Source organism: Botrimarina sp., from assembly GCF_040219535.1.
Classification (GTDB): domain Bacteria; phylum Planctomycetota; class Planctomycetia; order Pirellulales; family Lacipirellulaceae; genus Botrimarina.
Window position 1 is genome coordinate 20,548 of sequence record NZ_JAVJSH010000025.1, and the last position, 14,852, is coordinate 35,399.

Below are 14,852 nucleotides of genomic sequence, written 5' to 3' on the forward strand. Positions count from 1 at the left end.
TGATGAGTCAGCAGCCCGCCAAGGGCGCCCGACGGTCAAGCCGACGCGGTCAACGCACCCGCTTGCCCGGCGCCACGGCCACGCCGTCGGCCGCCGCGACGGGGTGCAGGGTCTCGATCAGTTCGCGGACCGGTCGGCTCGGGTCGTCGGCCCCGGTCTCCGACGAAGCGATCGTCGTGGCCAAGGCGATCGCCCTCTCACCGGCCGCCACGTGCGCGCGGTTCCAGATCGCTGGGCGGCCGTCGATCGCGCCGACGGCGGTCACCTCGACGAAGGTCAGGCCCGCCGCGTTCGCGCCGCGATCGCCCGAGGTGAACTGCTGAAGCTGGTCGCCGAGGGCCGAGCGGACCTCGTCGCGTAGGCTCTCGAGGGTGACAGGGGAATCGCCGCGCGGGGTGAGTGTGGTGATAGCGGCGATCCGCTCGCCCTCGACGCGACGCAGCGTGGTCGCGTCGCGGCCGCTGGCGACGACAAACCAGTCCCGGTCCGCCAGCAGCGACCAGCGGCCATCGCCGGTGGTGATTAGCAGCCGCGGGTCGAACGTGGCCCGAGCCGCCCGGTCGACGACCGCCGTCGCGATGGGCTCGTCGGCGGGGCCGAGCGGCCGCACCGCGATGTTGAGCTTCGCGCGGGCCTCGATCGCCGGCGTGGCCGGGCCGACCACGCGGCGTTCGTCCCAGGCGAAGTTGGCCTTCGTGAAGGAGTGGGCCGCGCGGTCGAACAACGCCGCGCCGCGCAGGTCGATCTCGACACTCGCCCCGTCGACCAGGCCGTGGACCGCGCCGGCGAGCTTCAGGAGCGCAAAACGATCGTTCGCGTCGGCGACCACGCCGGTTACTTCGCACAGCGTGACACGGTCCAGCCGCATCAGCCGGCCGAGCGACAGCGCGTCGAGCGACCAAACGCCGCCGTCGGCGAGCGGCTCGATCGGCGCGAGGGAGGGCAGGTCGAGCGGGTCGGCGCTGGGCTGCACGAGGTCGAGTTCGGACCGCTCCAGCGGCGCCCCGGCGGCGGCCACACGGACGCCCGTCACGCCGGGCTCGGCCAGCAAAACGCGGCGGTGCGCTCCGAGCGGGTCGGCGTTGCGGGCGTCGCGGCAGCGGTCGACGACACGCACGTACCGCCCGCCGCGGTCGTCGACGGCGGCCTGGCGGTACTCCAGTTTGAGCTGGCCGTTGGACTTCGCGGGGTGCTCGGAGGCCTCGGCGGTGGCGGTCGCCTCGTAGCGGAGGTCGACACGCACGACCGACGGCGGAGCAACCCGTCCGGTCGGCGAGAAGTCGATCGTTGGGGCGCCGAGCGTCGGCCCGCCCAGCGCGAGCAGGCAAACAGCGGCTATCGAGGGCAGATTCCGATGAGCGAGGGTCGGCATGGCAAGTGCGGCCCAGGGCGTGCAGGGCGAGGAAGGCGAGGATGGCGAGGCGTCGGCCCGCCGCTGGCGACGAACCCGAGACCGCCGAAGGGAGTCTCACTTGGGTTCATCGGCGAGCCGCTCGAGCCCTCATCAGCACCGCCCCGCGAGCGAGCGGGGATTGGGGGTGAAGCGACGCGATCGAGAAGCGGGCAATGTGAAGATGGGTAATTTGCAGGTTGCACGGCGTGCGACTTTCCCGCGAAACGAAGTTTCCCTCGACCCAAAGCAGAAACGCCGCGTACAACTACCGTCCGCTGGCGCCCTGCCGACGCGCTTCAAAGTGAGTCAGGGTTTTGAGTTAACGCGTTCCGGCGAGTGGACCAGGGGACTTTGGGAAAATCCGAAGTAGTGAGAGGAACCAGCCGTCCGGCTGCTGATCTAAATATGCAACGCGCTTACCGCATCGACGCCATCGACGAGATCCGCCGGCGACAGCTCCGCCGAGCGACCGCCGATGAGCGTCTGCGCCGGCTGGAAGAGGTCGAGCGAGCGATGGCCGAGTTGGAGCCCGGCCGCGAGTATGCGGTGGACCGAATCGTCACCAAGATCGGGTGCCGCGGCTGGGTGCGCCCCGACCGCGACAAGGCGGCCGGAGTTGACCTGATCCACGACCTGCGGCTGCTGGTGGAAGACCTGTCGGACTCGGTCGATTTGCCGGCCGAGGCGCTCGGCGAGCAGGTGTTGACGGTCGACGACCTGGCGAAGCAGTTCAACGTGTCGACCAAAACGATCGCCCGCTGGCGCGAGGCGGGCCTGGTCAGCCGCAAGCTGGTGTTCGACGGCCGCAAGCGGGTCGGCTTCTTGCGTAGCAGCGTCGACCGCTTCGTGCGGAACAACCAGCAGCGGGTCGAGCGGGGCACGCGCTTCCGCCAGCTGAGCGACTCGGAACGGATGGAACTGGTCTCCGACGCCCGCCGGATGGCGTCCGACGGCGCGACACGCGCCGAAGCGATCCGTTTGCTGGCGGACCGCACGGGCCGGACGACCGACACGGTCCGGGCTACGCTCACGCAGCACGAAGAGACCGAGCCGATCTTCACCGACGCTAGCGGCGCGCTCACCGAGCGGCAACGCGAGCAGCTGTACCAAGAGCACCGGGCCGGCGTGTCGATCGAGAAGCTGATGCGGCGGTACGGTCGGTCGAAGACCACGGTCTACCGCACGCTGACGGAGGTCCGCTACGAGCGGATCTTGGCGTTGACGCTGGACTTCATCCCGAACGACCGCTTCCGGCGGAGGGGCGCCGACGCGGTGTGCCTGGGCCCGATGCCCGAGGCCGAGACGACCCCGCGCAAGGCGCGGCGGCCCAGCGACCTGCCCGCGTACCTGGCGAGCCTGTACGAGGTGCCGCTGCTCACGCGCGAGCAAGAGGCCCACTTGTTCCGCAAGTACAACTACCTGAAGTACAAGGCGGCCAAACTCCGCGACACGCTCGACGCAAAGCGGCCCAGCGCCGAAGTGATGGACGAGATCGAGCGGCTGTACGCCGACGCGGTTGAGGTCAAGAACCACTTGTCGCGGGCCAACCTGCGGCTGGTGGTGTCGATCGCCAAGAAGCGGATGACCCCGAACCAGAGCTTCTTCGAGCTGGTCAGCGACGGCAACGTGTCGCTGATGAAGGCGATCGAGAAGTTCGACTTCGCCCGCGGCAACAAGTTCAGCACGTACGCCACGTGGGCCATCGTGAAGAACTACGCCCGCACGATCCCCGGCGAGTACAAGCACCAGGACCGTTTCCGCACCAGTTACGACGAGATCTTCGACAGCACCGAAGAGCACCGGGCGAACCCGACGCTGCGCGAAGCGGCCCAGAAGGACCGCGAGGAGAAGGTGCGCAAGATCCTCCGCCGGCTAGACGAGCGGGAGCAGAAGATCGTGATCTCGCGCTTCGGCCTGGACCACAGCCGCGAGCCGCTGACCCTCAAGCAAGTGGGCGCCGAGATGGGCGTCACGAAGGAGCGGGTCCGCCAGATCGAGGCCCGCGCGCTGACGAAGCTGCGTCAGGCGGCGGCCGAAGAGCGGGTCGCCTTGGAGCTGTGAGGCTCTCGCGCCGTCGCGTCGTGGTGGCCGACGGTGTCTTCGTGGCCGACAGGGGCTTCGTCTTCGTGGCCGAAAGGTCCTTCGTGGACGGCAGCCTCTTCGTGGCGAGGGGGGGGCGGCCGTTGGGGCGTGTGGGAATTGTCGGGCGATTCTTGCCCGGAAACCGCGCGGAAACCCCCGCCCAGTGGGCTTGCGGGCCTGGGCAGCCGCTGTATATTGGCCGATTCCCACGACTTTCCGGCTGCCGGTACGGAGTCACGTCGAGCGAACCTGGTTCGCCGGCCGGGCCTCTGAAGCCGGTGGCGGGTGGTCTGAAAACTGAGTTTCCACGCTGGCGGGTTGTGCCGGGGCAGCTCCTTCGGGAGCCGGCCGGTTCGTGAGCGGGCTAGCGTAGCTCAATTGGCAGAGCAGCTGATTTGTAATCAGCAGGTTGTGGGTTCAAGTCCCTCCGCTAGCTCTCCGAAGAGTTGTCCTCCTAGCGCTGTCGTCGGGCCGTTTCGGCCGGCGGGGTGGCAGGGGGGGCAGCGAGTCGGGCAGCGGGCGAGGGGGCTCGCGAGGGCGGCCGTCGGGTTGGCCGGCCTTAGCCGGCCGCCGTCGGGCGGGTCGCCTGCCGGATCGCAGCGAGGGGTCGAGCGTCGGCGAGACCCCCGTCGCGTGATCGGGGCGAGCCGGATAAGGTGGGTTACCGAAGCGGTCAAACGGGTCTGACTGTAAATCAGATGGCTCTGCCTTCGCAGGTTCGAATCCTGCACCCACCACTGGTTTTCGGGCGGCTCCGCTCGGCTAGCGCCGAGACGTCGCTCGCCGAGTTTATCGGGCGGCTCCGCTTGGCTGACGCCGAGACGTCGCTCGCCGAGAGGGCAATTCGGAGCGGCTCTGCTCGGCCACGTCCGGGGGGCGCTGCTCGGCAAGAAACAGAAGCTCGCTGAGAGGAGATTCGAACTTACTTACCTGTTGTGGCGCCAACTTGGGGCGGGTGGTTGACTGAGGGCGGTGTTTGCTCGGGGCATTAGCCGCCCGATTCCGCAATCCGCAATCGCCGATCCGCATTCGTTTGCGGGTGTAGCTCAATGGTAGAGCAACAGCCTTCCAAGCTGATGACGAGGGTTCGATTCCCTTCACCCGCTTTGACCCGAGCTGCCGGCCTTCAGCGTTGGGCCGCCAGCCTCGACGAGACCCATCGCCCGCACGGGCGAACACGCCAAACGACGGGGCATCGACGCCACCCAAACGAGAGCTGACTGCTGATCGCTGACAGCTGACCGCTCCAACCATGCTGCTGTAGCTCAGTCGGTAGAGCGCGTCCTTGGTAAGGACGAGGTCACGAGTTCAAGTCTCGTCAGCAGCTCTGCGGCGCCTAGCCGCCCGCGAATCAAGCAACGACCACACAGCACCCCCAAGCACAACCGAGCGAGCCAGAGAAAAAGATGGCCAAGGACACCTTCGAGCGGACGAAGCCGCACGTCAACGTCGGCACGATCGGTCACATCGACCACGGCAAGACCACGACCACCGGCGCGATCATGGCGGTCCAGGCGGCGAAGGGGCTCGCCAAGTTCAAGTCGTACGCCGACATCGCCAAGGGCGGCACGGTGCGCGACGAGACCAAGACGGTCACGATCGCCGCGGCCCACGTCGAGTACGAGACCGAGAACCGCCACTACGCCCACATCGACTGCCCGGGCCACGCGGACTTCGTCAAGAACATGATCACCGGCGCGGCCCAGATGGACGGCGCGATCCTGGTCGTGTCGGCGCCGGACGGCCCGATGCCCCAGACGCGGGAGCACATCCTGCTGGCCCGTCAGGTGGGCGTGCCGAAGATCGTGGTCTACCTGAACAAGTGCGACCTGGTCGACGACGAGGAGCTGCTGGAGCTGGTCGAGCTGGAGGTCCGCGAGCTTTTGAGCACGTACGACTTCCCCGGCGACGAGGTCCCGCTGATCCGCGGCAACAGCAAGGCCGCGTACGAGAACCCCCAGGACCCGGAAGCTCAGAAGTGCATCACCGAGCTGATGGAGGCGATCGACAGCTACATCCCCGAGCCGACTCGTGAGACCGACAAGCCGTTCCTGATGGCGATCGAGGACGTGTTCTCGATCGAGGGCCGCGGCACCGTGGCGACCGGCCGGATCGAGCGCGGCACCGTCAAGGTGGGCGAAGAGGTCGAGATCGTCGGCCTGTCCGAAGCCCCCGTCAAGACGACCTGCACCGGCGTCGAGGCGTTCAACAAGACGATGGACCAGGGCCAGGCGGGCGACAACGTCGGCTGCCTGCTGCGTGGCGTGAAGCGTGAGGACATCCAGCGCGGCCAGTGCTTGGCCAAGCCCGGGTCGATCACCCCGCACACGAAGTTCGAGGGCGAGGTCTACATCCTCAGCAAGGAGGAAGGCGGCCGGCACACCCCGTTCTTCAGCGGCTACCGCCCGCAGTTCTACTTCCGCACGACCGACGTGACCGGCACGGCCAACCTGGCCGGCGACGCCGAGATGTGCATGCCCGGCGACAACGCGAAGATCATCGTCGAGCTGATGAAGCCGATCGCCATGGACGATGGCGTCCGCTTCGCTATCCGCGAGGGTGGCAAGACGGTCGGCTCGGGCGTGGTCACGAAGATCCTGGAGTAAATCGATCGCGGCTCGTGACCCGTGGCTAGTGGCTTGTTCGCCGAACGAGTCACGAACCACGGGCCACGGGCTGCGGACACACAGGGGCGTAGCTCAATTGGCAGAGCACCGGTCTCCAAAACCGGGGGTTGTGAGTTCGAGTCCCACCGCCCCTGCTCGATAGCCGGTGGGAGAGACCGGGTCTGCCCAAGGCTGGCCCACGGGCCGGAGCGCCCAAGCGACGCGAAACACGGTGAGCGGCCCGAGGGAGCGGCCACTCCGAAACGACTACCATCGCCACGGCCAAGGCCGACGGATACGCCCGGTGACCGCCTACCTCCAAGAACTGTTCCAGCTGCGGCTGTTCAAGCCGAAGCAGGGCCGCCACGCACGGCAAGCGACGCTCATCGCGATCGGCGCCGTGTTGGCGGCAGGGGCTTACTCGCTGCGGAACTCGCTGGTGGCCGAGGGCTACGGCCCGAGCGTCGCGTTGGGCGTGCCGCTGGCGGTGCTGCTGGTGACCGGCTGGGCCGCCTTCAGGTTGATCCAGCTGCCGAAGTTCGCGGAGTTCTTGATCGCCGTCGAAGCGGAGATGAACAAGGTCTCGTGGCCGACCCAGAGTCAGCTGCTGAAGGCCTCCGGCGTGGTGATCTTCGTCATCTTCGGGTTGGCGATGCTGCTTTACCTTTACGACACGATACTCAACTACCTGCTATCGGGCCTACGCGACCTCGTCGCCACGTGGTTCTAAAGCAAGTGGTTCTAAAGCAAGCGGCTCTGAGGCAAGCGGCTCCGAGGCGGATGTCTCTGCCAGGGGGTGGTTGCGAAGCAACCCCGGCGAGACCGCCCAACGCCGACGTCCAATCGCAATACCAACCGAGCAATCGTTCTTGAGCGACCAAACGCGACCCGCCGAAGCCGAGGACACGCAGCGCGACGCCGCCGCGATGGCCGGCGACGCGCGCGAAGCCTCGGACGCCCCGGACGCGAGCGCCGCTCAACCCGAGCCCCAGGCGCCGGCGCCGCGAGCCGCCGCTCCGCCCGACGCGGACGTGCTGGGCGCAAAGCCGGGCGACCAAGTCGGTGTCGGCCACGAGGGCGAGCAGCACGCCGAGGTGGTCGCAGAGGCCGAAGAGACCAGAGCCGAAGAGACCAGGGCCGAAGAGCCCGCGGCCAATCAGGTAGGGGCCGAAGAAGCGGAGGCCGCGCCCGCACACGAGGCAGAGGCGGACGCCGCTCACGACGGCGATGCTGACGACGGCGATGCTGACGACGACGACGATGACGACGACGAGCCCGCCATGGTCGCTCCGATGGGGCCCATCGAGGAGATCAGCGACGAGGAGCTGGCCGAAGACATCAACATCGACTGGTACATCCTCAAGGTGCAGAGCAACCGCGAGCGGACCTCGGCCGAGGCCCTGAAGCGGAAGGTGGCCATCGAGGGGCTCGACCGCTACTTCGGCGACATCATCGTCCCGACCGAAAAGGTCACCGAGTTCAAGAACGGCAAGAAGAAGACCGTCGAGCGGAAGATCTGGCCGGGCTACATCGCCGTGCAGATGCACGTGAACGACGACACCTGGTTCGCGATCCGCGAGACCTCCGGCATCGGCGACTTCACCGGCGCTGCGGGCAAGCCGGTGCCGATGACCGCGACGGACGTCGAGAAGATCCTCCCCAAGGAAGAGGGCGAGGAGAGCGAGGACGACACCCCCAAGCTGAACATCAAGTTCGCCGAGGGCGACAAGGTGAAGGTCACCGACGGCAACTTCGAAAACTTCGAGGGCGAGGTCGACGCGATCGACCAGCAGAGCGGAAAAATCACCGTCATGATCAGCATCTTCGGGCGGAGCACGCCCGTCGAGCTGGAGTACTGGCAAGTCGAGAAACTCTGAGGCGGCAGGCTTCAGGCTTAAGGCTCTCAGCCTCAGGGGGAATAATCCGATGGCGAAGCAGTTAGTCGGTCAAGCGAAGTTCCAGATCCCGGGCGGGCAGGCGACCCCGGCCCCGCCGGTCGGCACCGCGCTGGGTAAGTTCGGCATCAACCTCGGGCAGTTCGTCCAGGCGTTCAACGACGCGACGCGCGAGGCGAACGGGATGATGATCCCGGTCGTCGTCAGCGTGTACAACGACCGCTCCTTCGAGTTCGAGACCAAGAGCCCCCCCGCGGCGGTGCTGCTGAAGAAAGCAGCCGGCCTGGCGAAGGGCTCGGGCGTGCCGAACAAGACCAAGGTCGGCAAGGTGACGCAGGCCCAGTTGGAAGAGATCGCCACCACGAAGATGAACGACCTGAACGCCCGCGACGTGGAGCACGCGTCGCGGATGATCGCCGGCACGGCCCGCAGCATGGGCCTGGTCGTCGAGGGCTGAATCCGACCCGGCGCCGATAAGCGGCGCCGATAAGCGACAAGAGTTCACTAACACAAACCGAAGGTGGGACGCCGGGCCAGTGAGCCGGGCGGTTTGGACCACACTTCACCCGCAGGAGTGAAGCAACCGATGCCCAAGCTGAGCAAACGACTCAAGGCCGACCGTTCGAAGCGCCCCAAGGAGGCGCTGCCGCTCGACGCGGCCGTTTCCGCGTTGAAGAGCTACGACAAAGCGAAGTTCGACCAGTCGGTCGAGGTCGCGATCCGGCTGGGGGTCGACCACACGCAGGCGGACCAGATCGTGCGTGGCTCGATCGTGCTGCCCAACGGCATCGGCAAGGATCAGCGGATCGTGGTCTTCGCCAAGGGCCCCGCCGCCAAGGCGGCGGAGGAGGCCGGCGCCGACCACGTCGGCGACGACGAGCTCGCCAAGAAGATCCAGGGCGGCTGGACCGACTTCGACGTGTGCATCGCCACGCCCGACATGATGAAGACGGTCGGCCCCCTCGGCCGGGTGCTCGGCCCCCGCGGCCTGATGCCCTCGCCCCGCGCGGGCACGGTCACCCCCGACGTGGCGACGGTCGTGGCGGAGTACAAGGCGGGCAAGGTCGAGTTCCGCAACGACAAGGGCGGCAACGTGCAGGCGATCGTCGGGAAGCTGAGCTTCGACGAGGCCAAGCTGGCCGAGAACATCCAAGCGTTTGTCGACAAGGTCGTCGGCTTGAAGCCCGCGGCGGTCAAGGGCGTCTACATCAAGTCGGCGCACCTCTCTGCGACGATGAGCCCGAGCGTCCGCCTCGCGGTCTGAGCCGTCGCGAGCGGCCCGTCGATAAACCCCCCACCCACTCGCAGCAGCGGATCGCCGAAGCCGCCTTCCGCCTAAAGCCTACAGCCCGCCATGAGCAAGTACGTCAAAGAGTTGATGACCGATGAGCTGGCCAGCCGCTGGGACGGCGTGAGCGAGCTGATGCTGGTCGACATGGTCGGCATGGACGCCAACGCGGCGGTCGCCCTCCGCAGGCGGCTGCGCGAGAAGGACATCAGCGTGATGGTCATCAAGAACAGCCTCGCGCGGCGCGCGACCGAGGGCACGGCCCTCGCGCCGGCGTTCGAGGGGCTGACCGGATCGCAGGCGGTCGTGTGGGGCGGGGAGGACGTCGTGACCCTGGCCAAGGAGGTCATGGCGCTCGCCACCAGCGACGACTTCAAGCAATTCGAGCCGACCGGCGGGGTGCTCGACGGCGCCAGGCTCTCGGCCGACGACGTGAAGGCCGTGAGCAAGTGGCCGAGCCGAGCGGAGATGCTGAGCACGATCTCGGGCCAGATCATGGGCCCGGCGATGACGCTCTCCGCGCAGCTGCTCGGCCCGGCGAAGATGCTCGCCAGCCAGATCAAACAGAAGGGCGAGGAAGACGGCGAAGAGGGCGAAGAGGGCTGAGGGCCCTAAGCCCATGGGTCCTGCGTGCTGTGGGCCCTGGTGCTGTGGGCCCCAGAGCGATGGGCCCCGGCTCCGCCAAAGAAGACCGCCGCGCGAGGGAACGCCGGCTTCGAGAGGCACACGGCGACGGACCGCCGGACAATCGAGCGAGTGACAACCCAGCGAGTCGGTTGAGGCGCAGCCCTGGTAGCGTTTGCCCGGCCGGTAGCGAGTCGATAGCGTTAGCCAACCCGATCGGGGCCGGCCGGCCCGACCCAACGATTAACCGAGAGTGAAAAGATGAGCGAAGAAGCCACAGCCGAAGCGACCGCGGACGCCGCCTCGTTCTCCGACGCCATCAAGGAGATGGGCGACAAGATCGTCGGCCTGACCCTGAAGGAAGCCAAGGAGCTGAGCGACTACCTGAAGGACGTCCACGGCATCGAACCGGCCGCCGGCGGCGGCGCGGTGATGATGGCCGCCCCGGGCGCCGGCGACGCCGGCGGCGCGGCCGCCGCCGAGGAGCAGACCGAGTTCGACGTGGAGCTGACGTCGTTCGGCGACAACAAGATCGCCGTGATCAAGGTCGTCCGCACGGCGACCGGCTTGGGCCTGAAGGAGGCCAAGGAGGCCGTCGAGAGCGCCCCCACCAAGCTCAAGGAAGGCGTGTCCAAGGAAGACGCCGAGAAGCTCAAGGCCGACCTCGAGGGAGCGGGCGCGAAAGTCGAGATCAAGTGATCTCGCTTCGTCAGCGACAGCGGGCGGCCGGGCCGGGGAGTCATCGGCCCGCCGCCGCCACGCTTTGAGTTGTCGCCCCCGCCTCCCTTGTGTCGCCTAGGATGAGCTTCGTTTCCGCGCACTCTCCTATCCAAACCGATGGGCGCCTCGCCCTGCTCGTGAAGCCCGGCCGCCAAGCCGGGCCCACGGGGATTCTGCGCCCCCGCACCGCGGTCCGCGGCGCGGGCCCGCATCGGTCGCGCCCTTTGGTGCGCCCGTTGTTGGTGCGCCCGTTGCTTCGCTTGGCGCCAGCGTTGTCGCCCGCCCGCGACACACGCTCGGCCGCCCGAGTTCTCCATCACCAGCGCCGGCCGTTGGCCGGCGTTCGCCCGCCGGTTGAAGTTTCGAGCGCGGACCGCGACCCGGTCGCCGCTCGCCCGCGTAGGCCTATCGCCCGCACCGGTAATCGCTAGGAGCCGCCCCCGCTATGGCTGTCCCCGCACAACGACGCCTGCAAACCCCCGATGTCCGCAAGTTCGGCAGCGACCGCGGCACCTACGAGGTGCCCGACCTGACGGCGATCCAGACCGCCAGCTACGCGCGGTTTCTGCAGTACGACGGCACGAACCCCGAGAACCGTAAGGACGACGGCCTCGAGGCGGTGCTGCGCGAGATCTTCCCGATCGAGAGCTACGACAAGTCGATCAGCCTCGACTACGTGCGCTACGAGCTGGGCAAGCCGCGCTACACGCCGGACGAGTGCCGGCAGCTCCGGCTGACCTACGGCCGGCCGCTGCGGGTGTGGCTGCGGCTGAACCGCGAGCAGCCGATCGAGGAAGAGGTCTACCTGGGCGACCTGCCGATCATGATGGGCGGCGGCGAGTTCATCATCAACGGCGCCGAGCGCGTGGTGGTCAGCCAGCTGCACCGCTCGCCGGGCATCGACTTCGTGTCGGAGATCGAGGCCGGCGACCGGAAGGTCTACTCGTGCCGGGTGATCCCGGAGCGCGGCAGCTGGATCGAGATCAACACGACCAAGAAGGACTCGATCACCGTCCGCATCGACCAGAGCGGCAAGTTCTCGATCGTCACGCTGCTGCGGGCCATGAGCCCCCAGATGGGCATGGACGCCGAGATCCTCAAGGCCTTCTACGAGGCGAAGAAGGAGAAGATCGTCGACGGGCGCAGCGTCGCGAAGATCGAGGGCAAGGTCTGCGTGGAGGACGTCGTGTACCCGGTCGGCAGCGAGCGGGCCGGCGAGATCATCCTCGAAGCGGGCAACCGGATCACCAAGAACACGGCCGAGGTGATCTGCACGTCGGGCGTGAAGTCGGTCGAGGTGATCGACCCGCCGCCGTCGCCGCACCTGCTCAACGCCATGGCGGACGACGTCACCAGCAGCCACGAAGAGGCCCTGCTGCGGATCTACCAGCGCCTGCGGCCCGGCAACCCGCCGCAGCTGGAGAAGGCGCGGACGCTGTTCGCGGAGAAGTTCTTCGACACCAACCGCTACCGGCTGGGGCGTGTGGGCCGGTTCCGGATGAACCGCAAGCTGGGCCTCAACGTGCCGGAGGACGAGATGGTCCTGCGGCCCGAGGACCTGGTCAACGCGGTGAAGTACGTGCTGGGGCTGGCCGGTGGCGACTCGGCGATGTACGTGGACGACATCGACCACCTCGGCAACCGCCGCTTGCGGACGATCGACGAGCTGGCCGCCGACGAGCTGCGGAAGGGCTTCCTCAAGCTGCGCCGCACGGTGCAGGAGCGGATGAGCCTGAAGGACGCGGAGGACATGACCCCGCGTAGCCTGATCAACCCGAAGAGCATCTCGGCGGCGATCGAGTACTTCTTCGGCCGCGGCGAGCTGTCGCAGGTCGTCGACCAGACGAACCCGCTGTCGATGCTCACGCACGAGCGGCGGCTTTCGGCGCTCGGCCCGGGCGGCCTGAACCGCAAGCGGGCGGGCTTCGAGGTGCGCGACGTGCACATCAGCCACTACGGCCGGATCTGCCCGATCGAGACCCCCGAAGGCACGAACATCGGCCTGATCAGCTCGCTGGCGATGTACGCGTCGGTCGACGACTACGGGTTCTTGGTCACGCCGTACCGGCGGGTGAAGAACGGCAAGCTGCAGGACGAGGTCGTGTGGCTGCGGGCCGACGAGGAGCACGAGGCGCACGTCGCGTCGGCCGACGCGCTCGTGAAGGGGGGCGCCATCCAGGGCGACACGGCCGACATGATCGTCGCGCGGAACCGGGCCGACTTCGCGCTGACGCCGGTCGACAAGATCGAGTACATCGACGTGGCGCCGAGCCAGATGATCGGCGTGTCGGCCGGCCTGATCCCGTTCCTCGAGCACGACGACGCCAACCGCGCGCTGATGGGCTCCAACATGCAGCGGCAAGCGGTGCCGCTGCTGGTGGCCGAGCCGCCGGTCGTGGGGACGGGCCTCGAGCAAGAGGTCGCGCGGCACTCCGGCATGCTGGTCCGCGCGGGCCACAAGGGGACCGTCACCTACGTCGACGCCGACCGCATCGAGATCGGCCCCGAGGTGCACCACCTGCGCAAGTTCGTCGGCCTCAACGAGCGGACGTGCCAGAACCAGAAGCCGATCGTCAAGCCGGGCGACAAGGTCGAGAAGGGCGACGTCATCGCCGACGGCGCCGCCACCTGGCAGGGCGACCTGGCGCTGGGGCGGAACGTGCTCGTCGCGTTCATGTCGTTCGAGGGATACAACTACGAGGACGCGATCATCCTCTCCGAGGAGCTCGTCCACAACGACACGTACACGTCGATCCACATCGAGGAGTTCGACGTCGAGATCCGCGAGACGAAGCTCGGCCGCGAGGAGTTCACCCGCGACATCCCGAACGTCAGCGAGAAGATGCTCCGCAACCTCGACGAGGGCGGGGTGGTCCGCGTGGGCACGTTCGTGCGGCCGGGCGACATCCTGGTCGGCAAGGTCTCGCCCAAGTCCAAGACCGAGCTGACCCCCGAAGAGAAGCTGCTGCACGCGATCTTCGGCCGCGCCGGCGAGGACGTCAAGAACGACTCGCTCGAGGTCCCCTCGGGCGTCGAGGGGATCGTGATCGACACGCAGAAGTTCTCGCGCCGGATGAGCCTCTCGGAAGAGGAGCGGAAGGAGTTCGAGCGCTCGCTGAAGACCGCCGAGGCGGACGGCGCGGCGCGCATCGCCGAGGCGTTCACCGAGCTCGTCACGGCCATCGAGGGCGTGCTGAAGAAGAAGCTCACCGACGACGACGGCGCTTCGCTCGTCCACGAGCAAGACGCCAAGTACGTGGCCGAGCAAGCGGTCAACTTCCGCTTGGAGCGGCTCGACATCCGCAGCCCCGAGAGGAGCAAGGAGGTCGAGAAGATCCACAAGCAGATGTGGCCCGCCGTCGAAGAAGCGATCGACGCCCGCGACCGCACGCTCAACAGCATGAAGCGCGGCGACGAGCTGCGCTCCGGCGTGCTGCAGATGGTGAAGGTCTACATCGCCACGAAGCGGGTGATCTCCGTGGGCGACAAGATGGCCGGCCGCCACGGCAACAAGGGCGTGATCAGCAAGATCCTCCCCATCGAGGACATGCCGTTCCTGTCCGACGGCACCCCGGTGCAGATCATGCTCAACCCGCTGGGCGTGCCGAGCCGGATGAACGTGGGCCAGATCCTCGAGACCCACCTCGGCTGGGCCGGCGCGAAGCTCGGCTTCCGCGCGGTCACGCCGGTCTTCGACGGCGCCACCGAGGAGGAGATCAACGACTGCCTGGAAGAGGCCGGCCTGCCGCGCCACGGCAAGGCGCGGCTCATCGACGGCCGCACCGGCGAGCCGCTCGAGCAAGAAACGACCGTCGGCTTCATCTACATGCTCAAGCTGCACCACCTGGTCGACGACAAGGTGCACGCCCGCAGCACCGGCCCGTACTCGCTGATCACGCAGCAGCCGCTGGGCGGCAAGGCGCGGTTCGGCGGGCAGCGGTTCGGCGAGATGGAGGTGTGGGCCCTGGAGGCCTACGGCGCCGCGTACATCTTGCAGGAGCTGCTGACCGTCAAGTCCGACGACGTCGAGGGCCGCACGAAGATCTACGAGTCGATGGTCAAGGGCGAGAACACGCTCGAGGCCGGCACGCCGGCGAGCTTCGACGTGCTCACGAACGAGATCCGCGGACTCGGCCTCAACATGCAGCTCGAGAAACGCGGCTTGTAGTTCCGACGATCAGAAGGTCTCACGCAAAGGCGCGAAGGCGCAGAGGGACGAGCGTGAGACCGCCGATGCAAAAACA

The 14,852-nt window shown here is 67.6% G+C and carries 10 protein-coding genes and 5 tRNA genes; 14 read left to right on the forward strand and 1 reads right to left on the reverse strand.

Going from position 1 to position 14,852, the window contains the following annotated elements:
• Positions 1 to 49: 49 nt before the first annotated feature.
• Positions 50 to 1,372, reverse strand: coding sequence for a hypothetical protein (locus tag RIC11_RS15085; RefSeq protein WP_350212745.1), 1,323 nt, complete (start codon positions 1,370 to 1,372; stop codon positions 50 to 52).
• A gap of 426 nt (positions 1,373 to 1,798) precedes the next feature.
• Between RIC11_RS15085 and RIC11_RS15090 the strand changes: the two genes are divergently transcribed.
• The 14 genes from RIC11_RS15090 (at position 1,799) to rpoB (ending at position 14,776) form a co-directional block, all read left to right on the forward strand.
• The gene (locus RIC11_RS15090) at positions 1,799 to 3,454 is read left to right on the forward strand and encodes a sigma-70 family RNA polymerase sigma factor (protein WP_350212747.1); all 1,656 of its coding nucleotides are present in this window, start codon (positions 1,799 to 1,801) and stop codon (positions 3,452 to 3,454) included.
• 384 nt (positions 3,455 to 3,838) lie between these two features.
• Positions 3,839 to 3,911 (forward strand) — tRNA-Thr (locus tag RIC11_RS15095).
• A gap of 219 nt (positions 3,912 to 4,130) precedes the next feature.
• Positions 4,131 to 4,212, forward strand: a tRNA-Tyr gene (locus tag RIC11_RS15100).
• A 298-nt stretch (positions 4,213 to 4,510) separates the two neighbouring features.
• Positions 4,511 to 4,581 (forward strand) — tRNA-Gly (locus RIC11_RS15105).
• 148 nt (positions 4,582 to 4,729) lie between these two features.
• A tRNA-Thr gene (locus RIC11_RS15110) sits at positions 4,730 to 4,802 on the forward strand.
• Between the two features lie 79 nt (positions 4,803 to 4,881).
• Positions 4,882 to 6,081: an elongation factor Tu gene (tuf, locus tag RIC11_RS15115; protein WP_350212749.1), complete on the forward strand. Its 1,200-nt coding sequence runs from the start codon at positions 4,882 to 4,884 to the stop codon at positions 6,079 to 6,081.
• An 82-nt stretch (positions 6,082 to 6,163) separates the two neighbouring features.
• A tRNA-Trp gene (locus tag RIC11_RS15120) sits at positions 6,164 to 6,236 on the forward strand.
• Between the two features lie 149 nt (positions 6,237 to 6,385).
• Positions 6,386 to 6,811, forward strand: coding sequence for a preprotein translocase subunit SecE (secE, locus tag RIC11_RS15125; protein WP_350212751.1), 426 nt, complete (start codon positions 6,386 to 6,388; stop codon positions 6,809 to 6,811).
• A 139-nt stretch (positions 6,812 to 6,950) separates the two neighbouring features.
• Positions 6,951 to 7,958: a transcription termination/antitermination protein NusG gene (gene nusG / locus RIC11_RS15130; RefSeq protein ID WP_350212753.1), complete on the forward strand. Its 1,008-nt coding sequence runs from the start codon at positions 6,951 to 6,953 to the stop codon at positions 7,956 to 7,958.
• Positions 7,959 to 8,007: 49 nt separating this feature from the next.
• Positions 8,008 to 8,433 carry a 50S ribosomal protein L11 gene (rplK, locus tag RIC11_RS15135; RefSeq protein WP_350212755.1) on the forward strand — a complete coding sequence of 142 codons (426 nt, stop codon included), beginning with the start codon at positions 8,008 to 8,010 and terminating at the stop codon, positions 8,431 to 8,433.
• A 129-nt stretch (positions 8,434 to 8,562) separates the two neighbouring features.
• On the forward strand, positions 8,563 to 9,240 hold the full coding sequence (gene rplA / locus RIC11_RS15140) for a 50S ribosomal protein L1 (RefSeq protein WP_350212757.1): 678 nt from the start codon (positions 8,563 to 8,565) through the stop codon (positions 9,238 to 9,240).
• A 90-nt stretch (positions 9,241 to 9,330) separates the two neighbouring features.
• Positions 9,331 to 9,870: a 50S ribosomal protein L10 gene (gene rplJ / locus RIC11_RS15145; RefSeq protein ID WP_350212759.1), complete on the forward strand. Its 540-nt coding sequence runs from the start codon at positions 9,331 to 9,333 to the stop codon at positions 9,868 to 9,870.
• 279 nt (positions 9,871 to 10,149) lie between these two features.
• Positions 10,150 to 10,587, forward strand: a complete 438-nt coding sequence (rplL, locus tag RIC11_RS15150) for a 50S ribosomal protein L7/L12 (RefSeq protein WP_350212761.1) — start codon at positions 10,150 to 10,152, stop codon at positions 10,585 to 10,587.
• 466 nt (positions 10,588 to 11,053) lie between these two features.
• Complete coding sequence (gene rpoB, locus RIC11_RS15155) at positions 11,054 to 14,776, forward strand: DNA-directed RNA polymerase subunit beta (protein WP_350212763.1); 3,723 nt, start codon at positions 11,054 to 11,056, stop codon at positions 14,774 to 14,776.
• Positions 14,777 to 14,852: the final 76 nt, after the last annotated feature.

What these genes read in the sequence shown, in the direction of transcription:
- rplL (WP_350212761.1), top strand. Translation starts at nt 10,150, where the DNA reads ATGAGCGAAGAAGCCACAGCCGAAGCGACCGCGGACGCCGCCTCGTTC.
- rplJ (WP_350212759.1), top strand. Translation starts at nt 9,331, where the DNA reads ATGAGCAAGTACGTCAAAGAGTTGATGACCGATGAGCTGGCCAGCCGC.
- rplA (WP_350212757.1), top strand. Translation starts at nt 8,563, where the DNA reads ATGCCCAAGCTGAGCAAACGACTCAAGGCCGACCGTTCGAAGCGCCCC.
- tuf (WP_350212749.1), top strand. Translation starts at nt 4,882, where the DNA reads ATGGCCAAGGACACCTTCGAGCGGACGAAGCCGCACGTCAACGTCGGC.
- rpoB (WP_350212763.1), top strand. Translation starts at nt 11,054, where the DNA reads ATGGCTGTCCCCGCACAACGACGCCTGCAAACCCCCGATGTCCGCAAG.
- RIC11_RS15090 (WP_350212747.1), top strand. Translation starts at nt 1,799, where the DNA reads ATGCAACGCGCTTACCGCATCGACGCCATCGACGAGATCCGCCGGCGA.
- RIC11_RS15085 (WP_350212745.1), bottom strand. Translation starts at nt 1,372, where the DNA reads ATGCCGACCCTCGCTCATCGGAATCTGCCCTCGATAGCCGCTGTTTGC.
- rplK (WP_350212755.1), top strand. Translation starts at nt 8,008, where the DNA reads ATGGCGAAGCAGTTAGTCGGTCAAGCGAAGTTCCAGATCCCGGGCGGG.